This is a genomic window from Betaproteobacteria bacterium (assembly GCA_016720065.1).
Taxonomy (GTDB): domain Bacteria; phylum Pseudomonadota; class Gammaproteobacteria; order Burkholderiales; family Rhodocyclaceae; genus SSSZ01.
The window spans coordinates 555971-579448 of sequence record JADJXY010000002.1 but is presented as its reverse complement, the minus strand read 5'-3'; the positions used below and the strand labels follow the sequence as shown (position 1 = coordinate 579448).

21 protein-coding genes and 6 pseudogenes are annotated in these 23478 nt (G+C 62.5%); 11 read left to right on the top strand and 16 right to left on the bottom strand.

Annotation, left to right across the window (positions count from 1 at the left end):
• Positions 1 to 178: 178 nt before the first annotated feature.
• A complete protein-coding gene (locus tag IPM73_05930; GenBank protein MBK8917592.1) occupies positions 179 to 502 on the top strand; it encodes a hypothetical protein in 324 nt (107 codons plus the stop codon).
• Between the two features lie 37 nt (positions 503 to 539).
• On the top strand, positions 540 to 857 hold the full coding sequence (locus tag IPM73_05925) for a hypothetical protein (protein MBK8917591.1): 318 nt from the start codon (positions 540 to 542) through the stop codon (positions 855 to 857).
• Positions 858 to 1124: 267 nt separating this feature from the next.
• Here the strand turns inward: IPM73_05925 and IPM73_05920 are convergent, their stop codons facing one another.
• Both IPM73_05920 and IPM73_05915 read right to left on the bottom strand, forming a co-directional pair.
• Positions 1125 to 1520, bottom strand: a complete 396-nt coding sequence (locus IPM73_05920) for a hypothetical protein (protein ID MBK8917590.1) — start codon at positions 1518 to 1520, stop codon at positions 1125 to 1127.
• Positions 1521 to 1783: 263 nt separating this feature from the next.
• Positions 1784 to 2284, bottom strand: a pseudogene (locus IPM73_05915) (DUF4143 domain-containing protein).
• On the opposite strand from IPM73_05915, the pseudogene IPM73_05910 reads away from it, so the two are divergent.
• Positions 2284 to 3382, top strand: a pseudogene (locus tag IPM73_05910) (recombinase family protein). The pseudogenes IPM73_05915 and IPM73_05910 overlap by 1 nt on opposite strands.
• Positions 3383 to 3576: 194 nt before the next feature.
• On the opposite strand, the gene IPM73_05905 reads toward IPM73_05910, so the two are convergent.
• The 6 genes and pseudogenes from IPM73_05905 to IPM73_05880 all read right to left on the bottom strand — a co-directional run bounded on the left by IPM73_05905 (position 3577) and on the right by IPM73_05880 (position 8271).
• On the bottom strand, positions 3577 to 4371 hold the full coding sequence (locus IPM73_05905) for an ATP-binding protein (protein ID MBK8917589.1): 795 nt from the start codon (positions 4369 to 4371) through the stop codon (positions 3577 to 3579).
• A pseudogene (locus IPM73_05900) lies at positions 4364 to 5806 on the bottom strand (IS21 family transposase). Before IPM73_05900 ends, IPM73_05905 begins: the two are co-directional and overlap by 8 nt.
• Positions 5797 to 7386, bottom strand: coding sequence for an IS66 family transposase (locus IPM73_05895; GenBank protein ID MBK8917588.1), 1590 nt, complete (start codon positions 7384 to 7386; stop codon positions 5797 to 5799). The pseudogene IPM73_05900 and the gene IPM73_05895 overlap by 10 nt, the downstream one beginning before the upstream one ends.
• The gene (gene tnpB, locus IPM73_05890; protein MBK8917587.1) at positions 7383 to 7754 is read right to left on the bottom strand and encodes an IS66 family insertion sequence element accessory protein TnpB; all 372 of its coding nucleotides are present in this window, start codon (positions 7752 to 7754) and stop codon (positions 7383 to 7385) included. Before tnpB ends, IPM73_05895 begins: the two co-directional genes overlap by 4 nt.
• Entirely contained in the window at positions 7754 to 7999 is a 246-nt protein-coding gene (locus tag IPM73_05885; protein ID MBK8917586.1) for an IS66 family insertion sequence element accessory protein TnpB, read from the bottom strand. The genes tnpB and IPM73_05885 overlap by 1 nt, the downstream gene beginning before the upstream one ends.
• A 164-nt stretch (positions 8000 to 8163) precedes the next feature.
• Positions 8164 to 8271 (bottom strand): annotated as a pseudogene (locus IPM73_05880) (hypothetical protein).
• Positions 8272 to 8435: 164 nt separating this feature from the next.
• Here IPM73_05880 and IPM73_05875 point away from each other — a divergent pair.
• Positions 8436 to 9960, top strand: a pseudogene (locus IPM73_05875) (IS1182 family transposase).
• A 391-nt stretch (positions 9961 to 10351) separates the two neighbouring features.
• Here IPM73_05875 and IPM73_05870 read toward each other — a convergent pair.
• Positions 10352 to 11989 carry a putative DNA binding domain-containing protein gene (locus IPM73_05870; protein MBK8917585.1) on the bottom strand — a complete coding sequence of 546 codons (1638 nt, stop codon included), beginning with the start codon at positions 11987 to 11989 and terminating at the stop codon, positions 10352 to 10354.
• A 22-nt stretch (positions 11990 to 12011) separates the two neighbouring features.
• Positions 12012 to 12218, bottom strand: a complete 207-nt coding sequence (locus IPM73_05865) for a helix-turn-helix domain-containing protein (GenBank protein MBK8917584.1) — start codon at positions 12216 to 12218, stop codon at positions 12012 to 12014.
• Between the two features lie 230 nt (positions 12219 to 12448).
• On the opposite strand from IPM73_05865, the gene IPM73_05860 reads away from it, so the two are divergent.
• Together IPM73_05860 and IPM73_05855 are read left to right on the top strand one after the other, a co-directional pair.
• Positions 12449 to 12652 carry a hypothetical protein gene (locus IPM73_05860; protein MBK8917583.1) on the top strand — a complete coding sequence of 68 codons (204 nt, stop codon included), beginning with the start codon at positions 12449 to 12451 and terminating at the stop codon, positions 12650 to 12652.
• A gap of 11 nt (positions 12653 to 12663) precedes the next feature.
• Complete coding sequence (locus tag IPM73_05855; GenBank protein MBK8917582.1) at positions 12664 to 13149, top strand: DUF3489 domain-containing protein; 486 nt, start codon at positions 12664 to 12666, stop codon at positions 13147 to 13149.
• A 649-nt stretch (positions 13150 to 13798) separates the two neighbouring features.
• Here the strand turns inward: IPM73_05855 and IPM73_05850 are convergent.
• The 3 genes from IPM73_05850 to IPM73_05840 are packed head-to-tail and all read right to left on the bottom strand — an operon-like array spanning position 13799 to position 16403.
• A complete protein-coding gene (locus IPM73_05850) occupies positions 13799 to 15940 on the bottom strand; it encodes an AAA family ATPase (protein MBK8917581.1) in 2142 nt (713 codons plus the stop codon).
• Complete coding sequence (locus IPM73_05845) at positions 15937 to 16182, bottom strand: hypothetical protein (protein MBK8917580.1); 246 nt, start codon at positions 16180 to 16182, stop codon at positions 15937 to 15939. Before IPM73_05845 ends, IPM73_05850 begins: the two co-directional genes overlap by 4 nt.
• Positions 16179 to 16403, bottom strand: a complete 225-nt coding sequence (locus IPM73_05840; protein ID MBK8917579.1) for a DNA-binding protein — start codon at positions 16401 to 16403, stop codon at positions 16179 to 16181. Before IPM73_05840 ends, IPM73_05845 begins: the two co-directional genes overlap by 4 nt.
• A 328-nt stretch (positions 16404 to 16731) precedes the next feature.
• Between IPM73_05840 and IPM73_05835 the strand changes: the two genes are divergently transcribed.
• Complete coding sequence (locus tag IPM73_05835) at positions 16732 to 17619, top strand: hypothetical protein (protein MBK8917578.1); 888 nt, start codon at positions 16732 to 16734, stop codon at positions 17617 to 17619.
• Between the two features lie 11 nt (positions 17620 to 17630).
• Positions 17631 to 18005 carry a hypothetical protein gene (locus tag IPM73_05830; protein MBK8917577.1) on the top strand — a complete coding sequence of 125 codons (375 nt, stop codon included), beginning with the start codon at positions 17631 to 17633 and terminating at the stop codon, positions 18003 to 18005.
• 24 nt (positions 18006 to 18029) lie between these two features.
• Here IPM73_05830 and IPM73_05825 read toward each other — a convergent pair whose 3' ends face one another.
• The gene (locus tag IPM73_05825; GenBank protein ID MBK8917576.1) at positions 18030 to 19064 is read right to left on the bottom strand and encodes an IS630 family transposase; all 1035 of its coding nucleotides are present in this window, start codon (positions 19062 to 19064) and stop codon (positions 18030 to 18032) included.
• Positions 19065 to 19195: 131 nt separating this feature from the next.
• On the opposite strand from IPM73_05825, the gene IPM73_05820 reads away from it, so the two are divergent.
• From IPM73_05820 to IPM73_05810, 3 genes and pseudogenes are all read left to right on the top strand, one after another.
• A complete protein-coding gene (locus tag IPM73_05820; GenBank protein ID MBK8917575.1) occupies positions 19196 to 19657 on the top strand; it encodes a DUF2924 domain-containing protein in 462 nt (153 codons plus the stop codon).
• Positions 19654 to 21002: pseudogene (locus IPM73_05815) on the top strand (recombinase family protein). The gene IPM73_05820 and the pseudogene IPM73_05815 overlap by 4 nt, the downstream one beginning before the upstream one ends.
• Positions 20999 to 21451 (top strand): hypothetical protein, encoded by a 453-nt coding sequence (locus tag IPM73_05810; protein ID MBK8917574.1) that lies wholly within the window; start codon positions 20999 to 21001, stop codon positions 21449 to 21451. Before IPM73_05815 ends, IPM73_05810 begins: the two are co-directional and overlap by 4 nt.
• Before the next feature lie 304 nt (positions 21452 to 21755).
• On the opposite strand, the gene IPM73_05805 is transcribed toward IPM73_05810, so the two are convergent.
• Both IPM73_05805 and IPM73_05800 read right to left on the bottom strand, forming a co-directional pair.
• A complete protein-coding gene (locus IPM73_05805; GenBank protein MBK8917573.1) occupies positions 21756 to 22259 on the bottom strand; it encodes a hypothetical protein in 504 nt (167 codons plus the stop codon).
• On the bottom strand, positions 22256 to 23476 hold the full coding sequence (locus IPM73_05800) for a hypothetical protein (protein ID MBK8917572.1): 1221 nt from the start codon (positions 23474 to 23476) through the stop codon (positions 22256 to 22258). The genes IPM73_05805 and IPM73_05800 overlap by 4 nt, the downstream gene beginning before the upstream one ends.
• Between the last annotated feature and the right edge of the window lie 2 nt (positions 23477 to 23478).

Below are 23478 nucleotides of genomic sequence, written 5' to 3'. Positions count from 1 at the left end.
CGGTCAAGAAAGTGCTGTAAGCAATCGGCAAGTTCCCCGACCAAGACAGTAAGACATGAACGATCGGATCAACGCCGATCCAACGTGAATCTGGGCAAAGGCAGACTGCGGGAACTGCCGGCGCCAGGGAAAACCCCCCGCTTCAGCAGCGCAACCCAACTTTCAACGGAGAATCGTCATGAAAACCAAGACTCTTGCTTCCATCATCGCCTTTGCTTCCCTCACCTCCATCGCCGGCGTCGCCGCCGCCGGAGCCCACGACGGCTACCAGCGCGCCTTCCTCGGCTACGAAACCCAGGCCAACACCGTCGTCGGCAAGGCCGCCTTCGGCACCCCCTCCGGCAATGCCTGGAGCGGCCACGAGGCCTATCAGCGTGCCCTGGGCAGCGACAGCGGCAGCGTTCCGGCCAAGATCGACATCATGGGCAAGGCCGCCTTCGGCACTGACACCGGTCCCGACGGCCACGCCATCTACCGCGCCGCTTTCAACGGCAACGGCTAATCGTCCTCAGCACACCCCAATCCAACGGAGAACCATCATGAAAACCACTCTCATCGCTTCCCTCGTCGCCATAGCCTCCCTGTCCGCCGCCGGCTCCGCCGTCGCCGGAGCCCACGACGGCTACCAACGCGCCTTCCTCGGCTACGAAACCCAGACCAACACCGTCGTCGGCAAGGCCGCCTTCGGCACCCCCACCGGCAACGCCTGGAGCGGCCACGAGGCCTACCAGCGCAGCCTGGGCAGCGACAACGGCAGCACCCAGGCCAAGGTCGACATCATGGGCAAGGCCGCCTTCGGTACTGACACCGGCCCCGACGGCCATGCCGCCTACCGCGCTTCCTTCGGCAACGGCTGATCGCCATGCAAGCGAAAACCCCCGGCGGGGAAAGACCGCCGGGGATTTTTTTGTGCCTTTCTCTGGAAAACCAGACCCCTTCAGCTCTCGCACCATTCGGCGGGACACAGGCCAAAGTCATTCCCGACCTGTCCGGTCTGTCCGTTTTTCTGAACCCATGGTTTCCGCGCTGGAGGCGCGGGGCGCGGGCGTACTTTCTTCTTCTCCCAAACACCAAGAAGCAAAAAGGCCCGCACGCAGGCGGGCCACACCGGGACAGGTGGTGATTTACTTGCTGACGGCGTCCTTGGCCTTCTGGGCGCCGGTTTCGGCGGCAGCCTTGACTTCGGCACCGACCTTCTCGGCAGCATTCTTGGCATCGGCCGCCACCTTCTCTGCCGTCTCCTTGGCCTTGTCGGCGGTTTCCGCCGCGGCGGCCTTGGCTTCGCCAGCAGCCTTCTCGGCATCGGCCTTGGCCGCTTCGCCTACGGCCTTGGCGGCTTCGCCGGTCTTTTCCGCGGCGGTCTTGGCGGCATCACCGGCAGCCTTGACGGCTTCTTCTGCGGCCTTGTTGGCCGCCGCGGCCGGCTCTTCCTTCTTGCCGCAGGCGGCAAGCGCTGCGGAAACGGCCACGATGGCAATCAGGGAACGGATCAGCGGATTGGTGTGAGTCACTGTATTCATCCTATTAACGAGGGGTTGGTTGCGGGGTTTCTGGACCCGGCATCCGGGTCGTCGACCCAGCCGGTTGCCCCAGGTATAACGCGGGTCCTGCGATATTGGAGGACAGCGTCAAGACACAAAACAGGACCAAAACAGTGGATGCGCCACGGACTTCTCCCGATACCTTGCCCTCGCCGTCCTTGAAGGCCGGGTCGGTGATGGTGTGCCGCGAAGGATGTTGGCGGCGCCCCACAGGTGCGCTTCGAGTTGTTGCTGGGTCAGTCTCATTGTTGTTCAGGTGTCAGTTCCGACTCTCCCATCCAGTAACACAGCAGCGCTGCCGGGATGCGCAAGATTCGAGTGGTGGTGTCGGGCAGATCGGCAATTACGCCGAAATCATCCAGTGACTTTGTGACCACGTAGCCACGATCAATGGATTTCTGCCGGCAAAGTTCGAGCAAGCCCTTGAGGTCGCGCAGGCCGGTGTGCCGGGCGCGGTATTTCACCTCGAAGGGGATGATCTGCCCTCCGACCTCTGCCACAAGGTCGACCTCGCGATCCTTCTTGCCACGCCAATAGGTGAAGCGCACATTCTGCGCGTAGTAGCGGGCGAACAGGTGCTTGAACACGGTGGTTTCTGTCGCCACGCCTAGTGCGGTTGGGTCTCCGAGGATGGCTTTACCCTTGAGCATGACCGCCGGCGCGATGGCGGCATCGGCCAGATAAATCTTGAAGCGAGCACGCAGTACGTCCTTGCCGTAGCCGAAGGGCGGCAGGCGGTAGATGGATTGCCGTGGCCGACGACTACGACGACGGTGGCTTCTCCGGCGGCAATATGGAACGGCCAGCCTTGAAACGCCTGATGGCCGACATCCAACTGGGCAAGGTCGACATCGTGGTGGTCTACAAGATCGACCGGCTGTCCCGCTCGCTGGCCGATTTTGCGCGAATGGTCGATGTGTTTGATCGCCACAGGGTCAGCTTCAGCGCTGTCACGCAGCAGATCAACTCGGCCACCTCGATGGGCAGGCTGATGCTGAACGTCCTGTTGTCCTTCGCGCAGTTTGAGCGTGAGGTGACGGGTGAGCGCATCCGCGACAAGATCGCCGCCAGCAAGGCCAAGGGCATGTGGATGGGCGGGCCGCTGCCGCTCGGGTACGACGTTGATAACCGACTGTTGGTGATCAACGAAGTTGAGGCCAAGCTGGTTCGCCGCATCTTCGACGACTTCATCAGCATGCGCTCGGCCACGCTGATGGCCAAGGCCTACGGCGCAGAAGGTGTGGCCACCAAGGGCGGCAAGCCCTTCACCAAGCAGACCATCTACAAGATGCTGCACAACAGGATGTACCTGGGTGAGATTGTCCACAAGGGGCAGAGCTTTCCCGGCCAACATCAAGCCATCGTCACTCAAGGCCAGTGGGACGCCGTCCACGCGCTGATCGCCACCGATGGCATCGAGCGGCGGCGCGACACCAACGATCGGCAGAGCGAACCGGTGTTGTTGCGCGGCCTGCTGTTCCACGACCGATGGTGAACGGCTGGTACCCAGCTACACGGTCAAGAAGGGCAAGACCTACCGTTACTACAGCCCGATCAAACACTGGCGCTTTGGCGCATGGGCCAGTCAGCACGGCCCGTTGCCAGCCGTGCCGATTGAAGAGTTGGTCACGCAGCAGATCGTGGCGGCGCTGTCAGCCCCGCACATCGTGCAGTCGGTGTGGGGCCGGATGCAGCACATTCACCCAGAGCTCACCGAACCGCAGGTCGTGCTGCCAATGCGCAACCTTGCCAGCCTGAGGCGGGAGTTGTTTCCAGCCGAGCAGTGCCGACTGGCGCAACTGCTGATCGAGCGCGTGGTGATTGCCGACGGCGGGCTGGAATGTCCGCGCCGATCCAAAATTGACCCACCCTGCCGACCGAATATTGACCCGGGGATGGACGCCGATCAGATGCTGATCGACTGTGGATAAGTGTAGGGGTTTTCCGATTCGTTGTCCCTCTCATGCTTTTGGGTTTGCGCGGGGAAAGCCGCGGAGGGCGTAGCCCGTAGCGGATTTCCCCGCGCGGCGACGGCTCAGGCGATGTCGTGGGGTCGGCTGGTGCGAGCCTGCTCACGAGCCCTGATGCGCGTCTTGGCGACGGCCGTGCTGTGCAGGAAACGGTGGCTCTCGTTGCCGGTCTCGACGATATGGCAGTGATGCGTCAGCCGGTCGAGCAACGCTGTCGTCATCTTCGCGTCGGTGAAGACGCTCGACCACTCGGCGAAGTCCAGGTTGGTCGTGATCATCACGCTTGTGTGCTCGTACAACCTGGACAGCAGGTGGAACAACAGCGCGCCACCGGCGGGACTGAACGGCAGATAGCCGAGCTCATCGAGGATGACGAGATCCATGCGCAGCAGGCTCGTCGCAATGCGGCCTGCCTTGCCTTGCACCTTCTCCTGCTCCAAGGCGTTGACCAGATCGACGGTCGAATAGAAGCGCACTCGCCTGCCGTGGCGGATGACGCCGGCAACGCCAATGCTCGTTGCCAGGTGCGTCTTCCCCGTGCCGGGGCCGCCGACGAAGACTACGTTGTGTGTGGCGTCGGTGAAGTCCGTCTCGGCCAATTGCAGTACCAGCTTCCGATCCACCGGCGAGACCTCGAAGTCAAAACCGGCGAGGTCGCGATGCACCGGAAATCGGGCGGCATGCATTTGGTGACTGACCGAGCGTAACGCCCGGTCAGTGGTCTCGGCCTGTAGCAAGTGCTCGACCAGCCAGCGCGAGGTCTCAAATCCCGGGTGGCTGCCTTGCTCGATCAGATCGGCCCAGGCGCCGGCCATGCCGTGCAGACGCAGTTGTCTGAGTTCAACGCCGAGGTCACGCATGGTCGATCTCCTCGGAATCGGCTTGAGCGCGCAAGCGGTCGTAACGCGCCGTGTCGGCCAGTGGCGGCGTGCTCACCTGCAGGATCGTCGCCACGTTCTCCGGCACCGGCGCGGCGTTCAAACGGCCCAGCACGTTGATCACATGTTCGACGCTCACACGACCCGACGGCGGGCCGCTTTCCAGCGCCAGTTCGACGGCGACCAGCACGGCATCGAGCCCGGCGGTCGGCACGATTGCGAGTACCTGCGCCATGACGCGGTCGCCTCCGGGGTCGCGCAACAGCGCTCGGCGCAGCTTCTGCAAGGGCGCTGGCATGTCGGCGAACGGCGCGCCGTTGCGCAGCGCTCCCGGCTTTCGCTGCAGCAGCGGGATGTAGTGTTGCCAGTCGTAGCGCGTCTGGCCGCGCTCGCTGATCCGTTCATGATCGGCAACCATGGCGTCGCCAGCGACCACCACCATCCGGCTCGGGTACAGCCGTGAGCTGACCATCTGGCCGACAAGCTCGCACGGTACCGAGTAGCGATTGCGGGATACGGACACCAAGCAGGTGCTGGTAACTCGCGCCGGCTTCTCGACATAGCCATCGAAAGGCTCGGGCATCGGCATCAGGTGCGACTGCTCGTACTCAAGCATTTCGGCAACGCTGAACTGATCATGATCGGGGTGTCGGATCTCCTCCCACAGCGCCCGGCAACGAACGCCCAGCCAGGCGTTCAATTCGGCGAACGAACTGAAGCGCTGCGTACCAGCATCGATCCAGATCCGGCGACGGCTGTCCTGCACGTTCTTCTCGACGACGCCTTTCTCCCAGCCCGATGCGACGTTGCAGAAGTCGGCGTCGAACAGGTAGTGCGCGCACATCACCGCAAAGCGCGCATTGACGACACGCCCCTTGCCCTTCTTGACCTTGTCCACCGCGGTCTTCATGTTGTCGTAGATGCCCCGGCGCGGAATGCCGCCGAGCGCCGCGAACGACCGGGTATGCGCATCGAACAGCATCTCGTGGCCCTGGCTGGGGTAAGCCACCAGCCAGAAGGCACGGCTGGCGCACAGCTTCATGTGGGCGACCTGCAGCCGGTAATAGATCCCGCCGACAACCAGCCCCTCTTCGCTCCAGTCGAACTGGAACGCCTCCCCCAGTTCGAAGCTCAAGGGCACGAACGCCTTGACCGCAGCGCCTTGGCCTTCGCCCTGGCGCCAGGCACGAATGAAATCGGTGACCCGCGAGTAACCGCCTTCGTAACCGAGAGCCTTGATCTCAGTGTAAAGCGCCAGGGCGGTACGCCGCTCCCGTTTCGGCCGGTAACCATCCGCCTTCAGCGCTTGCTTCAGCGTGTCGTGGAATGCTGTCAGCTTGCCCGGTTGCGGTTGCCGACGGTACTTCGGCTCACCGTCCGTAACCGGTAACTACCGGGCGTTCTTTCCTACGCCTGAAGGCTATGCAAAGGGGAACGGAGGGGATTTTCGGCGAAGCGCTGCTTCCACAGCCGTGGCGTGAGTTCGTGGACCTGACTGGCCGGATGCTGGCCGACACGCTGGAGCACATCGACCAGATAGTCGTAGGGATCGATCTGGTGCAGGCGGCAGGTCACGATCAGACTTTGCATGATGCCGACGTGTCTGGCCCCGAGCTCGGTCCAACAGAACATCCAATTTTTCCGACCCATCGGAATGGCCCGTAGGGCGCGCTCCAGGTGGTTGGTGTCGATCGGCACGTCCGGGTCGGTCAGATAGACCTCCAGCCCGAATCGTCGCTCCCGGGCATAGGCCAGGGCCTTGGTCAGCGGGTTGCTCGGCAACAGGCCCTGGGCCTCGAACTGCTGGTTCACCCAGGCGAAGAACTGGTCGACAATCGGCTTGGCGTGCATCAGGCGATAGTCGAGCTTCTTCGCCGCATTGAGCTTCTGGTCTCGGATGTGGGCTTCCACCGCGTAGAGGCCGCTGATGAAGTCCAGTCCGCGCGCCGCCGCTTCCGGTTCGGCGCCCTGCGCCTCGAACAGCTTGCGCCGGGTGTGGGCCCAGCATTGGGCGTGGGTGAGCCCGGTCTTGTTGGTGTAGTGCGCGTACGCGGTATAGCCGTCGCTGAGCAGGACGCCGCGCTCGACCGGCGTCAGGCCGAGCGCCTCTTCGACGTGCTCGATGCGGCGACTCTCATAGAACGGGAAGCACACTTCGTCGAGCTGGCCATAGACCGGCCAGAAGTACGCGGGCTTGAGCTTGCCGGGTCCGGCGCGGCCGGCCTTGATCGGCGTCTCGTCCATGGCCTTGACACGGGAGGCGCGGATCGAGGCGAATTGCGCATCGTAGATCGGTTCGAGCAGCGCGATGGCCTGCTGCCCGATCTGGGTCAGCCACGGCCGGCTGACGGTGATGCCGGCGTCGCCAAGACGCTGGTGCTGGCGGTAGAACGGCAGGTGATAGGCGAACTTGTCGAGCAGGAGGCCGGCGAGGAAACTCACATCGGCGCGGCTGCCGTCGAGGACGCCGGCCGGCGCGCCCGGGCAGACGATGGCCTGGCTCGCCTTGAGCTTGATGACCGGCCGCCGGTACTTGAGCACCACATAGCTGCCCGGACGCTGGGCGAGCCGGAAGCTCTCCTTGTGGCCGATGACCTCGAAGTCTTCCGGAGCGAGTCCCGCGGCTTCCGGCGCGGCCAGTTCGATGACTTCGACCGGCACCCTGGTCTCGTCGAAGAAGGGCACGCTGTCGTCGCCGGTGTCGGGTTTCTTCGCCGCCATTCGCCGGGTATGGGCGGCGACGGGGCGCTCGGGCGGCGGGGGCGAAGGCGTCGGCGCCGCGTCGAGGGCCTCGCCCAGACTCATCTGGCCGTGGGCCCCGTCGATGAGGCGGCGTTCGCTCTTCTGGCCGAAGACCTGGCGCTTGAACCAATCGAGTTGATGCTTGAGGGTGTCGACTTCCCGGCTCAGCGAACCAACCAGATCGACGACCTGGTGCGGGCTGAAGGTGGCGGCCTCGGCGAGGCTGGGCACACGGCTTGTGGGCGTCGAACTCATCCCCTGATTATACCGCAGGCATCGGCGCCAGAAGGCCGCCGGTAGCGCTTCTTGACGACTTTCGCCTCGATGCCTTCGAGCAGGAGCTTGAGTCCGGTCCAGTCCATTTCCCGGGTGGTAACGCGGCGCCAGTCGGAGAGGAATCGTCCTTGTTCGAGCCGCTTCGCCCACACGCAGAAGCCGGTGCGGTCCCAGTAGAGCACCTTCATCTGGGTCGCGCGGCGGTTGATGAAGACGAACAGCCGGCCATTCAGGGGGTCCTGGCCGAGTTCCTGGCGCGTCAGGGCGTAGAGACCATCGTAGGATTTGCGCATGTCGACCGGGCAGCCATAGACATGTACCCGGACTTGGCCTTCGGGGAAGAACATCAGTGGCGTACCAGATGCAGGATCAGGCCGTCGCCGAGGTCGAGCTTGAGATCGATCCGTGGCCGGGGTGTCGCCACCGAATTCAGCGTACCGAGATCGACGAATGTCGGCGCCGTCTCCCGGCCGACGACTTCGCCACCCTCGCCGAGCAGGCGGCGCCAGCGGTACAGGCTCGCCGCACTGATCGCTTCCCGTCGGCAGAAGGCGGCAACGCCCAGGCCGCTGTCGTCGAATTTCGCCAACAAGGTTCCCCACTCGTGTGGGGGGCGCCGTGACCCTTTGCCCTGCTTTCGTCTTGCCATCGCTCTTGCTCCCGTCGGTGATTTGTCCAGGGAGCAATTCTCGTCATCGCGCGCGCGAACGGAAGAACGCCGTAGGGTTACCGGTTACCACCGTCCAGCGCCGCCTTGAGCCATTTGCGGATCGTGTTGCGGGACAGACTCGTGATGCGCGCGATCTCGCGCACCGACTTGTTCTGGCGGAAGTGCATCCGCCGAACCTTGCCAATCATGGCCATGGTAATCACTCCTCGTCCCCTGCTCAGAAAAGCAGCAGGGTAGGTTGAATACCCGGGTCAGTTTTGGATCGGCAGAACCCTCGTTGAGGCTGTAGAAAAACCCCCAAACCGCTGCCAGTCCTGGCAAAATCACACAATGTCGAATGCATTTCGTGGAGGCGGGAATGGCGCGATTCAAGCCGGTGCATAGGGGGCTGAAACTGTTGCCGGTCGATTTCGACCAGCAACTCGTTCCCGGCACCTTCGAGCATGCCCTGAACTACCTGGTGGATCACGAGCTTGACCTCTCGGCCCTGGAAGCCCGCTATTGCAACGACGAAGTCGGCGCCAGCGCCTATGCGCCAGCGGTACTCCTCAAGGTCGTGCTGCTCGCCTACAGCCGGGGCATCGTCGGCTCCCGTCGGATCGAAGCGGCCTGCCGGGAGAACGTCGTGTTCATGGCGCTATCCGGTGATTCTCAACCCCATTTCACCACCCTGGCCGCCTTCGTCGCCAATCTGGGCGACCTGGCCGCCCAACTCTTCGCCCAGGTGCTGACCATCTGCGATCGCCAGGGACTCATCGGTCGGGAGATGTTCGCCATCGATGGGGTGAAGCTCCCCAGCAACGCGAGCAAGACGAGGAGCGGCACCCGGGCGGATTTCCTGCGCCGGGCAGAGAAGATGGAGGCCGCGGCGAAGAAGATGCTGGATCGCCACCGCGAGGCCGATTCAGGCGGCGACGGCGGACCTTCCGACCGGGAGGCTCGGCAACTGGCCCGGCTGCAGGCGGAGGCCAAGAAGAACCGGGAATGGCTCACTGCCCACCCCAAGGATCGCACCGGCGCCAAGGGCGCCGTGCGGCTCTCCAACCAAACCGACAACGAGTCCGCCAAGATGGCCACCGGCAAGGGGGTCATCCAGGGTTATACCGGGGTGGCGGCGGTGGATGCGCAGGCCCAGGTCATCGTCGATGCTCAGGCCCACGGCACCGGTTCCGCGCAGGAATTGCTGCTGCCGGTGGTGGAGGCGACCCGATCACTGCGTACGCCGGAGACGCTCATCACCGCCGATGCCGGCTATCACAGCGAGGCCAATCTGAAGGCCTTGGCCGAGGCCGCCGTCCCGGCCCTCATCGCCGATGCCGGCATGCGCCAGCGGGACGAGCGCTTCCAGGACCAGGGCCGCCACCGGGCCAAGCCTGATCCACTCTACGACAAGGGCAAGCCGCCGAAAGCAGCCAAGCGCTTCCGGCCGGCCGATTTCGACTACGACCCCGAGGCGGGCACCTGCCTCTGCCCGGCGGGCAAGGCCCTTTACCAGAACGGGTCGAACTGCATCCACAACGGCCACCTGGCCACCAAGTTCACCGGCGCCCAGCGGGACTGCGTGCCCTGCGAACTGCGGGCGCGATGCCTGAGAACCCCGGAGAAGACCCTGGTCCGACAGGTCTGTTTCTTCCGGGGCAAGGCGCCCGGCGCCACGGAGAGCCATACCGACCGGATGAAGCAGGCCATCGACAGCGAGGAAGGCCGACGCCGCTATGGCCGGCGTTTCGCCACCGTGGAGCCGGTGTTCGGCAACGTGCGGGGCAACAAGCGGATGGATCGTTTTACCCTGCGGGGCGCGCGCCAAGGTGGATGGACAGTGGAAGCTCTACTGCGTGGTCCACAACATCGAAAAGCTGGCCCACCATGGGTACGCCGGATGAGGATCAGCCGATGAACGGCCCGCGTGACTTCTCCCCAATCTCCCAAGCACTGCCTTCCGGCCCCCGCCGCTGGCTCGCGATCAGCATTTCCACCGCTTCACCCCGGATTCCAACCGGCCGCCACCCGCCTGCAAAAAATCCTGCCAATGCGGGGCAGGGGTTGGAAAAATGGGTTTTTCTACAGCCTCGTTAGTGGGTCAGTTTTCGGTCGGCGGCAACAATGCGGTACCTTCTCCCAACTGTCTGCCCTGAGCGCATGGCATTGCTATCGACCACTTTCTAGCGCCTGTGGTCGATAGAACCCTTTGATTCATTGGGCCAGTGACGATGTATCGCCCACGTCCTATCGCCCAGCTATCGCCGATATCGCGTGCGTTGTCCGATAGCCTTTTCATGATATGGCCCAGTAGCGCCGCCAGCGGTTGTTGCCCTCAAAGCGCACTGCACCGCGCTCAATCAACTCCTCCAGCGCGCGTTTCACCTGTTTCGGGTGAATTTCGCCGCCAATGCGCTGGTGGATTTCGCTGATGGCGGATTGTGGATAGCGCTGCAAGTCTTCCAGCACCAGTGCCGCCAAGCGGTGCGGCTCAATGCGCTTGAGTGTGGTCTCGCCAGTGAACTTCAGGCTGCGTAGCAGGCTAGGATCAACAAAATAGCGCGTGGCCTGGGTACGCCCGGCACTCTGCACCAAGTGCCAGTCGAGTAGTCGCTTGAGCCACGGCTGCAGGGCCTCGACGCTGGGCAACTCCAGCGTTTCGGCAAGTTCACGGGCGGTGAGTGCGTCGTGTTGGGCCAGCAGGCCCAGTGCGATGCGTTCGCGCTGCGTGAGCTGATAGGTCTGATCCGCTTTAGCGATGAAATCGATGACTTCGGGCTTGAGGATGCGGCGACGCACCGTGACCTGCACGCGGTCGTGGGTTTCGATCAACTCCGGCATCGGGCGGCCTTGCGAGAGGAGCACCTCGAAAATCTTGTCGAAGCCGCTGCCTTCGCGTTCCATCAACTTCAAGTCGTGGAACAGGCGGGCCAGATGCTCGTTGCGGCGCACGGTGGTGTGCAGCACGTTCTGCGGTGTGACGCCCAGCGGCAATGGGCCGGGGTTAACCATTTCCAACCGGTCGGGATGCAGGTTCAGGAAAATATCGCCACGCTGGGTGTAGGGGCGATGAACCAGCGCGTTGACCAGCAGTTCGCGCACTACGATTTCATCGAAGGCTGGCACGTTCTGACGATACAGGCCATCGGGCAGTTCATAGCGCTCGCGGAAGTCAGGCACCTCCAGCCAGACTGCCTCGATCAGTTCCATCGGGCTCTGGGTGTGGTCGTCCCACACCAGCTTGTTGACCTTCTGTCCGTGCTCGTCGTACTTGATGAACTGGATAACCGGTGCCGTGGTCAGTTGGGCACGGTGATGCTGGCGACCAAGGCAGAGCACGCCCAAGTTGGTGAGAGCCTGCCCTTGCGCAAGCTGATAGTGGTCGAGCAGTTCGTCGTCGGATTTTTCCTTGACTGATGCCTTGACGCGGTCGGATGCACGCAGGGCAATCAGCAGCTTGTCACGCTTGGCGGCATCCACCTCTCTGCGCGGAATATGCAGGGTGGTCTGCGTTTCCCAAGGCAGTGCTGCACGTTCGCTGGCCAAACGCATCACGTCATCGCCGGTGACGGGCTTGCTTTGATCTGCCACGCGCAGGAAGTAACGGCCATCGGTGGTGGACGCCACGGCCATGGCGCGCGGAATGCGCAATTCGATGTATTGACCGCCATTGGGGGCGGTGACGACGTCGGGCAGCACGGATACGTTGACGGTACGCTCGGCCAATTTGCGCCGCAGTGTGTCGGGCAGGTCTGCCGGGATGTGCTGGTCGGCTGGTGGGGCGTTTTGCCTATCCTCTATGCCCAGCAGCAAACGACCGCCGGTTGCATTGGCAAACGCAATGCAATCCTTGGCGATTTCGTTCCAGTCTGCCGTCTTGCCGGTTACCGCCCGCAAGGACTTCTGGTCGAGGAGTTGTCCTTCCAAGCTCACGCGATACCTTCCCCCGCGGCATTCATTTTTGTTCGATCCCGTTTTCCGTGTCGTCATCGGCACCGCCAGCGCGAACCCATTCATCGACCTCGGAGAGCTGAAATTTCCACAGCCGTCCGATCTTGTGTGCGGGCAGTCCTTTGCGTTCGCGCCATCGATACACGGTGTCTTTCACCACGCCCAGATGCCGGGCGACATCGATGGCAGTGACCCACGGTTCGGAGTTCATAGCATTGGCGCTCACAGAGGCATCAAAGTCGTTTTAAATCGTCATCAGTCTACCAGACGGCCGCATTGGCGGCCACACTGAAATGGCCGAGATTGGCGATGTGGCGATGTGGCGATTGGGGTAATTGTTGGCTCCGTTACCCCATTCTTGATGGTCGTTGCCCCGATAGCTTGGCTTCCTGATCGTTCAGCGCGTGAATGGTGGTGTCATCAATCAACCCGCAGCCCGCCATGACCACCCAACCCACCGCCCTCGACACTTACCTGCAGCGCCTGCCGCTAATCCTCGACAAAATCGAAGCCCTGCAGCAACTGGCCGACGACCACTTCGGCCACGGCCCTGACGCCATCCACTGGGGACACGTCGGTGAGCTAGGGCGGGTGGATCAGACGCTGGATGACCTGCTGGCGATCTTCGACGGTCAGGCCAAGTGAGGGCGGCTACGATGGAAACCCCGCCCAAACTCTCCCCGGCCCAAAGCCTGCTTTTGCGTTCCGGCGCCCGTCGTCCTGATGGGCGAGTGATCCCGCCTGACACGCTGCGCGGCGGCGCACGGGCCAAGGTGCTCACTGCGCTGTTGCAATGTAGCTGGATTGAGCCTGCCGACAGCGGGCACGTGCTGACCGACGCGGGCTACGCGGCCATCGGCCAACAACGGCCTGTACCGCAGGAAGACGTCCAACCGACGGACACCACCGACGACCTCCAACTTCTGGAGGGCATCCCGGTTCGGCCGGGCACCAAGCTCGCCGCGCTGGTGATGGCGCTACGCCGCCCGCAGGGGGCAACCGGTCTGCAACTGATGCTGGCCACCGGCTGGCAGCCGCACACCGTGCGCGGCGCGATCTCCGGAATGCTGCGCAAGAAACTTGGCCTGAACGTGGTGCTGGCACACAACGACAGCGGCGAGCGGGTGTATCGGGTGGTCTGATCATCACGGACAGGGAGTGAGTTCAGCTCACGCCCTTGTCGTAAGGGGCTCCAAATCCTGGACACCCTCGGTGGCCGATTTCGCAGCGTTCGACGTAAAACCACCAGCAAACCTGCGCCAGCATTGAGTTTTCGACCCTGGCCGTTTTCCGCGCGGCCGGTGTGCAAACCTGCGAACCGGGTGCGCACCGAGGTTCGCACCTTCCGTATTCCCCGCCATCCTGCGAACGCCAGTGCTGACGTGGGATCTGGCCCGCTGGCCCACGCCGCCGAATGCGAACCGCAAACCCTGCAAACCTAGTTTTCTGGTCGGACGGTGGCGAAATGCTGCGCTGTCGCCCCCCGTATTGGTTTTCGGCCAGGAAGGACCCCTTTCGCTTGGGCGGGGCGCGGCTTCCCGGTCCGGCCAGCATCAACACTCGCGTGAGGTGAGCATTCCCAATGCTCACCCTCTCTTTAGAGAGGAAACACCGGGAAGCTGGGAATGCGTTGATTTCATTGGGTTTTAATCCTTCCCGGCTCGGCTGGGAACGATTTGACCCGGGAACGATTTAAACCCTTGTGTTTGCTGGCGGTAAATCGTTCCCACCCCTTGAGCGTTCCCGGTGGGAAAGCGGGAAGCCGGGAACGATTGTTGGGGGTGGGAAGCATTACTCGGCAACCGGCCGACCGGCACTGGAGCGGGTCAGGTGGCCGGTAACGAACACCGCTTGCCCCTGGGCGACCGGGCCATCGGGCACGTCGAGCCACTTCACCAGCTTGGAGCCGTCGGCCATGGCGGTGACCAGTTCACCCTGCGCCAGCAAGGCATCCACCCAGCCGGTGAGCCGATGCTTGCCGATGGCATGGAAGGCTTCGGGCAGTTCGTGGCGGCGCTCGTACAGACCATTGCCGCCGGTCTTGGTGTAGGGCTGGCCATCCCGCGCGGCACGAGTGATGGCGGATTTCAGCGCGGGCAACAGGTCATCTGGCTCCGGTCGGGTCTGGCGCAGACGGTCGCTGTAATCGACCAGCAAGCCGCTGGTGCTGCGTAAGAAGGTGGTCACGCGCAGGTTGGCGCGACCATTGGCCTTGACCACGCCGCCCATCACCACGCGGCCGCGCTCAAAGGGTTCGCCCAGCGCCTCACAGAGTTTCTTGGCCTGATCTTCCTTGGGGTGCCACAAGGCATAGACCGCCCGCACGCCATCGACCAAGCCGCCAGTACCCCGGATCGCTTCGCGGGCCTGCTCAGGCGTGGATGCTTCGCGCTTGGCAAAATGGTGCGACACGATCACCGAGGCACCCGTGCTGGCCGCCAGCGCCGCCAAACGCGAGCAGACGAACTGGGCGTTCTCCGGCACGTTCAAATCCAGCGCGCACAGCGGCTGCAGCGGATCGAGCACCACCAGGCTCAGGCTGGGCATGGCCTTGAGTTGCCGCTCCAGATCCATCCACGCCACCGTGGTCGCGGGGCCTCGGGTGGCCGGGTCGGGTGCGAACAGGGGCACGGCTCCACCGGCATCGGGCAGAGGCAGCACGTACAGGCGATCCGGAATCGGCCCAAGGGCATTGAGCCGGTTGTGCAGTTCAATGGCGTCATCCTCGGCGGTGATGTAGATCGCCACGCCATAACCAGCCAGCGCACCGCCAAACAGTGTGGGTGCATTGGCCCGGGTGCCATCGAAGGTTGCGACTTCACGCGTCAGGGCCAGCAGCAGGAAAGATTTGCCGACTCCGCCCGCAGCGGCGATCAGCGCGGCTTGCGCCTGCGGGAACACCCCTTCGACCAGCCAGCGGCGTTGCTGGGGTTGCCCGATGAAACGGTCTGCCGCCCGCCAGCGGGTGATGTCCAACGCGGGGGCAGCGGCAATGTCGGTGACCGGCTGGGATGCACGCAGCAGGGCTTCGACATCGCAGCCTTCCGCCACGGCGTCGGCCGCATCCCACTTGGCGGGCTTGTCCTGCGGCACATGAACACGGCGGACCGTGACCCCGATGCTCGCCAGTTTCTGGATGACGGCAGCGGCATAGCGCGTGCCCACCTCATCGTGATCGGGCCAGACAGCGACTGTCTTGCCTGCCAGCGGCGTCCAGTCGGTCTTGTCGAGAGCCGTGGCTGCGCCACCCATAGCGGTGGTGGCGACGATGCCCAATTGCATCAAGGCATCGGCACATTTTTCACCTTCGACCAGCACCACGGCATCCGCTGCTGCGATGGCTGGCAGGTTGTAGAGCGGACGCGGTTCCGGCATTCGCATGGCGCGCGCCCGCACATCCCAAGGGCGGTACTGCTTGCCGCTGGATGTGTCGTGGCGATACACACAGGCCAGCAGACTGCCATCGGCCGCCAGGTAATCCCATTTGCCGGTGTAGGGGCCAAGCTCGTCATAAGCACGGCTGGTGTGCAGCACTGGCGCAGCGGCGATACGCGGCACCATCAGCCAATCGCCCGCGTCCTCCAACAGCTCGCTGAAATCGTTGGGCAAGCAATAGCCCCGTGTGCTGGCCCACAGCGCGAGCACATCGCCCGATTCGCCAGTGGCGAAGTCGATCCACACGCCGCGTTTGGGGCCCTCCAGTTCGACTACCAAACTGTCGCCCGGCTCACCTTGCAGATTGCCAATGTAGAACTGGCTGCCGCGCCGTTTGCCGCGTGGAAACAGATAAATCAGCACCGACTCCAATTGGTCCAGTAATCGAAAGCGGATTTCATCCTTGTCGTGGCGTGGCAGGATGAGGTCGGCGGCATCGTTGAAATCAAAGAAGGGATGGCTGGCCACCGTGGTGGTTTGCGTTGCGGTCGCCATCATTGCGTGTGCTCCGCATCCAGCCGTGCCTTGAACCAGTCGCCATTAGCGCGCACGCAGTAGTAGGCGCGACCAGGGCCGGTGCTTTTGGCATCAGGCACGATCCATAACTGTTCGCGGGCGTCGTAACGCCAACTGCCCGGGCCGAACATCTTGTCGAGCATCGCCTCGATGCCGTGTTCGGCAATGTGGGCACGCAGTTGCCGGGTCATTTGTTCACGCTGGCGACGTTGGGCGCGGTTCATTGCCAGATCCCTTCTCTGATGGACTGGCCTGCGGTGCAACGGCGGGTGCGCTGTGCCTCGTGTGCCGACACATCATCCATGCGGTACAGCACCCGGCTGCCCAGCTTGAGGAAGGTGGGGCCATTGCCGGTCATGCGCCAGCGCTCGAGGGTTTTTTCAGAAAGGCCCCAGCGAGCAGCGAGCGTGCGTGGGGTAATCAGTTCGGGCAGCGTGTTTTGCATCGGAATCTCCTGTCTTCGGTGGGGGACGCTGTCCTGCTGTGAGGGATGTGCGCCCGCGATGAGGAGATTCTTCGCCTGCTGATTTATGAAGGCAAATGGCCAAAATTCGCTTTTGTACGAAACGGCCATCAATAGCCCCAGCCATTACTCTAAATTGCTATCCGCTTCAGGGCTTTTTTACAACAGCACCCAGGATGTTGAGGGTGACCGAGGATGAATCGTGCCCGCAAACCCTCAGCCACCCGCTGCGCCCTGATCGACCTGAACTGTCTCTGCGCGGACCATTACACCTGTCTGTACCGTTCTCTCATATCGACAGGAGTCCACCGTGAATCTGATCCGCCGCAGTAAAAAATCCACCGACGTCACTGCCGATGCCGAATCCCCATTGAACAAAATCGGGGACGTCAGCGCCGTGGCCGCCATGTTCCAGCGACTGCGCCAGCAGAACACGCAATACGACCAAGCTATTTCGGCACTGATCGCGGCCAATCGCATCAGCAACGGCTGGGACAAGCCCGCCGAGCCGGAGATGACGCTGACCATCCAGCGCGAGGTGCTGCTGGCCTTGGGCGATACGGCTGCGCTGGCCAAGTTCGATCAGGAACACCAGCAGGCATTGGCACAGGAACAAGCCGCGCGTGTGAAGGCCACGCAGCAGGTGTTGGAAGCGCCCACCCGCGTCAAGGCGCTGGAGCAGTACCTCAACGATCTGGCCGGACAGATGGTGGCCGGCGTCGATGAATCATTGGTCGATCAGGAAATCCGCCGCATCTTCCAGCCGAGCGCGCAGCGGATGCTGGAAGCCGCCAAAATCTTCGTGCAGGCCTGGCGCGAGATGCAAAGCGTGGAGGCGGTGCTGCTGCAGCGCGTGCGCCTGACCCACACCCGCGTGACGGGCGACACCTGCACCCGCTTCGACCACGAGCTGATTGGTCAAACGCGCGATGGAGAGCTGCTGCCAACCTTGATCGCGGGCATCCCGTATGAAGAGCTGCGTGATCTGAACGACCAGTTCACCCGCACCGACAACGAACTGGTCGCGGCACTGGATAACGCCCTGCGCAGGTCAGGCTTCGACGGTTGGGGGCTGAAGGTCTACCACCCGAAGGTCAGAGATGATGAGCGCCGCATCTACGCGCCCGATCCCAATCCACCCAAGAAGCATCTCGGTCACGGCACCGGGCTGTCGACCGTGGTACGCGTGGATGTGTGAGGGCTGCCGTCATGGAAATCGAGCCTTCTCGCCAGCACCAACCAGATCGCTTCGGGCCGCTGTCGCCGCGTATCGCGCCCGGGCCGGGCGGTCTGGAGCGCCAGCCCATCCGACAGCAGTTGTTGCCACCGGCGGCGCACGCCGCCATCACGCGCGATGACAGCATCGGTGTAGTGCCTTCTGTGTCGCAAGCCTCGTGGGGAGAGACATCGATCGGCGTACCGGGCAGGCCATCGTCATCCATCGTGCGCAGGCCGCGCGGCGTGCGGATCAAGCTGCCGTGGTGGTGGCGCTGGCTGTGTGCCGCGGCGCGTATTGAGCGTCGCCTCCATCGTTGGTGGCATCGCCACGTCCAACGTCAGCCGCGTCGGCATCGCCGCTGGTAATTACTAACCTTTGCATAAACAATGTCATTCAGCGGCATATTGGCACTCGGGCTGGCGAAAGAAGGATTTCACCAACCCGGGCAACTTCTGGATTCGGCGCAGGGCCCCGAGGGCCAACCGCTTCATCTCGTCTTTGGACTGCACCAGTTGCCGGGCGACCTGGCGTTTCACGTGTGCCCAGACCTGCTCGTCAGGATTGATCTGGGGCGAGTACGGCGGCAGGTAGAACAGCTTGAGCCTGCCGTTCTGGGCCTCGACGAAGGTCTTGATCAGTTTCGCCTTGTGGATCGGATGACCATCTACGATCAGGAACACCGGCTTTTCAGCCCCGATCAGCAGGCGCTTGAGGAATTCCCGGAAGACTTCGGCATTGACCGTGCCGTCGTGCAGCATGAAGCGGAATTCGCCTTGCGGACTGACGGCCGAGATCATGTTCAGGGAGAAGCGGCGCCCGGTCACTTCCACCACCGGGGTCTCGCCTACCGGCGCCCAGGTCGTCCCCGTGTGGTAGTCGGAACGGATGCCCGATTCATCGGCAAAGTAGATCGTCGCTCCGGCGGCCTTGGCTTCGGCACGGATCGCCGGGTAGATTTCCGCTTCCCAGGCCCGCACCAGGGTCGCATCCTGCTGCCATGCTTGGTAGAGCGGCTTCTGGGCCGAGAAGCCCAACAGCTTCATGATGCGGCTGACCGAGGCCAGCGAGAGCTTCTTGCCGAATTCGCGTTCGATCAGCGCGGCGATCAGCGACAGCGTCCACAGACCAAAGGCAAACTTGAATTGCAGCGGGGTATGGTCTTTCACCGCCTGGGCCAGCCAGCGCATTTCATCCGCGCTTACCTTCGGCGGGCGCCCCGGAATCGGCTTGGACAACAGCGCGTTCTGCCCACCGTTGGCAAAATCGGCCAGCCAGCGAAAGACACTGCGCACATTGACGCCGTAGGCGGCGGCAACGCTGTTCACGTCCTGCCCCTCACGGATGGCCTTGATCGCCTGTTGCCGCATCACCGGCAGGGCGGCTCGGCCGTGCTTACGACCGTCGGTAGTTCTTTTGCATTTCATTAGCATATTTTATCATGTTTGTGACAATGCTTTCTGAAAAGTTAGTAATAGCCGATAGAGCGCGGTTTGACTTGGCTTCTGCCTGCCACAGCGCGTTCATGGACCTGTCTCAACCACAGTAGAAATTTGAAATGACGGTCACCCCTAACAGCAGCATCACGGCCCAGTTGGCCGCGCTGCCATCCCTGCAGATGGCTGAACTCTGGGCGCTGTGGGATCAGCATTTTCCCCGGCGGCCCAGTCATCGCAATCGCCATTACGTGGAATCGCGTCTGGCCTACCGCATCCAGGAGAAAGCCTACGGCGCGCTGCCGACCAATATTCGCAAAATGCTGGTTGAGGCCGGAGCCAAGCACTCCAAGATCAAATCCGCCGCCGGACGCAATGCCCAGACCTTGTTGATGCCCGGCACCACGCTGATCCGCGAATGGGATGAGCACCAACATCGTGTGACCGTCACGCCCGATGGTCTGTACGAACTCAACGGCCAGGTGTTCAAAAGCCTGTCGGCGGCGGCCCGCAACATCACCGGCACGCGCTGGAACGGGCCGAAGTTCTTTGGGCTGCGTGACGGCAAGGGAGATGGGCAATGAACGCGCCCCTGCTCGTGCAAAAGAGGCGCTGCGCGGTGTACTGCCGCGTCTCCAGTGACGAACGGCTGGATCAGTCCTTCAATTCCATCGATGCGCAGAAGGAAGCCGGGCACGCTTTCATCAAGAGCCAGAGCCACGAGGGTTGGATTGCCGTGGCCGACGACTACGACGACGGTGGCTTCTCCGGCGGCAATATGGAACGGCCAGCCTTGAAACGCCTGATGGCCGACATCCAACTGGGCAAGGTCGACATCGTGGTGGTCTAAGATCGACCGGCTGTCCCGCTCGCTGGCCGATTTTGCGCGAATGGTCGATGTGTTTGATCGCCACAGGGTCAGCTTCAGCGCTGTCACGCAGCAGATCAACTCGGCCACCTCGATGGGCAGGCTGATGCTGAACGTCCTGTTGTCCTTCGCGCAGTTTGAGCGTGAGGTGACGGGTGAGCGCATCCGCGACAAGATCGCCGCCAGCAAGGCCAAGGGGCATGTGGATGGGCGGGCCGCTGCCGCTCGGGTACGACGTTGATAACCGACTGTTGGTGATCAACGAAGTTGAGGCCAAGCTGGTTCGCCGCATCTTCGACGACTTCATCAGCATGCGCTCGGCCACGCTGATGGCCAAGGCCTACGGCGCAGAAGGTGTGGCCACCAAGGGCGGCAAGCCCTTCACCAAGCAGACCATCTACAAGATGCTGCACAACAGGATGTACCTGGGTGAGATTGTCCACAAGGGGCAGAGCTTTCCCGGCCAACATCAAGCCATCGTCACTCAAGGCCAGTGGGACGCCGTCCACGCGCTGATCGCCACCGATGGCATCGAGCGGCGGCGCGACACCAACGATCGGCAGAGCGAACCGGTGTTGTTGCGCGGCCTGCTGTTCACGACCGATGGTGAACGGCTGGTACCCAGCTACACGGTCAAGAAGGGCAAGACCTACCGTTACTACAGCCCGATCAAACACTGGCGCTTTGGCGCATGGGCCAGTCAGCACGGCCCGTTGCCAGCCGTGCCGATTGAAGAGTTGGTCACGCAGCAGATCGTGGCGGCGCTGTCAGCCCCGCACATCGTGCAGTCGGTGTGGGGCCGGATGCAGCACATTCACCCAGAGCTCACCGAACCGCAGGTCGTGCTGCCAATGCGCAACCTTGCCAGCCTGAGGCGGGAGTTGTTTCCAGCCGAGCAGTGCCGACTGGCGCAACTGCTGATCGAGCGCGTGGTGATTGCCAACGGCGGGCTGGAAATCATCTGGCGCGATCAGGGCTGGCAGGAACTGGCCGGGGAGTTGATACCCGGCACCATTGGCGCGGAATTGCAGGAATGGGAGCAACAGGAGGTCGAGGCATGAAACCGAAAGTCCAGCCCTTGGGCGCAGCCATCGCCCGCGAACGCCAGGACGGCGGACGGGTGAAGTTGTCCACCTTTATCCCGCTGAAGATCAGGAAGCGCGGTGCCAGCAAGGTGGTGGTGCGGCCGGATGGGGCGGTCGAATCGCCGGGCAAAGTCGCCAGTCAGATTGACCAGCCCTTGCTGGTGGCCCTGACGCGGGCCTTCTACTGGCAGCAACTGCTTGACGACGGCGTGGTTGGCAGCGGCAGCGAAATTGCCCAGCGCGAAGGCCTGCACCACTCGACGGTCAACGAGCTGCTGCGTCTGACCCTGCTGGAGCCTGCCATCATCCGGACCATCCTGGCCGGGCAGCAGCCCCGGTGCATGAGCCTGCTGTGGTTCCAGCGCAATCCACTCCCGACCGACTGGGTAGCGCAGCGCGAGGTGGTCACGGCGTTTGATGTCTGACCGGTCGCCTTGGTTGACGATGAACCGCTGTGCGTAAGTTGTTGATTTTGCAAGAGCAAAAACTGCGCCTACCCGCAGGCCAAACAGAGAATAGAGACAGATCTGGAGCCAGAAACGCTGAAAACCGGGCGCTTCGGCTGGTGGCCACCCGCAGCACAGGTGGCCCGAACCCCGCGTGGCGCGGGGATTTCAGGCAAGAAAAAGGGCCCGGAGATTATCCGAGCCCTTCAATTTGGTGGCGGGAAGTTTACTACCGAACTACGCGCTATTGGGGCCAATGAGTAACGGTGCGGCGATCTGCGCCTTACGCCTGTCCGTCACCGTCGACAGATGACGGCGCATCCACGTCGAAGTAAACAAACTGTGGCTCTCGCCGCAACCCCTCGGCCGGGAAGGTCTTCACCAGGCGCTGTTTCTCGGCGTCGTAGGTCATGCCGTCCACCAGGCACGCCTCGGCGACTCGCGGATTGTAGTCGTGCAGCCAAGCGTAGTTCTTTCTCGTCCATGCCAAGATTGCTTTGTGCAGCGCCCGGCTGTCCTTATCGTAGTCGTCTTTCCTGGCGGCCAGCCCCATCACGTTCAGGCAGAAGCCGAGGATTCTGGCTCCCTTGAAGTTCGGAAAATCCTTCATCCTGGCAACTTCGTCGTACAAGAGCCTTCGGGTCTTGAACTTTACCACCTTGCCAGCAGCGCTACCCAGCTTATTGAAATTGAATAACTCGCCCCACACGGTATTGTGCTGAATCCACCAGCATTGACCGTTCGGCGATGTCACGGCAGAGGCAGCAAAAATCACCTCGAATATCATGCCGGCCAAGTGATCGTAGAAGGTTTCGGCCGACCGGCCACTCCTTTCCCGGACGCGGAGCCGGAGATAGTCGGGAACTCCCTTCTTGTCGAGAATTTCCACCGCATCCTCGATGAACTTGACGATGACCCGGAGTCGGGCCAGCGCGTCGTTGTCCCAGGAACTGCTTGCGACACCATCCAGCTTATATACGTCGGATGCCGCATGCTCGATGTACCCTTTGCGCGGTAGAGCACGAAGGAGTGGCCGCCGTATCCTTTCTCCACATAGTCCTGGAGGGTCATCAGCACAAGCCGGCAGTAGGCTTCCCACTGGTCAGCGCTCCACTTCGACTTGCACCATATGTCTGGATCAAGCATGGTTCCGACGGTCTCGACCATCTTGTAGTTCGAGAACATCGCCTGACTGAGAGGCTTGTGATAGCCGATTAGGCCTGACTCGTACCCTTCGGCCTCGTGGAAGATGAAGGAGTCCCTGTTCATCAAGGCCTCGTTCACAATGTTCTTCGCGAACGTCTCCACCTGAATGCCATATTTCTTCGCCTCGCCCATCTCCTGGAAGATGGCCAGCGCGGTGCCGGGCGACGACTCCACTATCGCGCGGCAAAACCTCTTGTCTGCGATCAGCAGGAATAGGTCGTTCGCATATCCCTCCACCAAAGGAGGTTCAGTTCGCCTCTGACCGTGGTGCTCGCCATGATAGTTCTTCAGTTCGCCCCTATCGGTTGCGTGGCGCACCAGTGACCTGGCTGAGTAGACCAGTTCGTCGGCGACGACACCCAACTCGCTCGGAGATCCCTTGAGGATAAAGCGGTACAGGGTCTGCGCAAAGCGCACGGCATTCCTCTTGCCGTAAACGGGCGGCCTAATGAAGGCAAACCACGCCCAGGTCAAGAACGTTGCCAGAAACAGCCCGCCCAGAACAGCTTGCCACGACGCAGGTGTCAGCAGGTTTCCCCGTGGTACGAGCCATCCTTCCGCGCGCCACAAATCCGTCAGAAGGGTGAGAACTCCCACAGCGGCAACGACCAAGAACGTTATGCCCTGTAGCGGAATCGGCGCAGTCCTGACACGGAAGTGGTAGCGTACGTCCGCGATTGTCCAGGCCAGCACCATCAAGGCGAGGCCGGCAAGAAATTCTGAGAACCCGAAAAACTTTGGCCCACTCGTATCCAACGGAATGAAGCACACGAACCCATAACACTGCTCAGCTACCATCA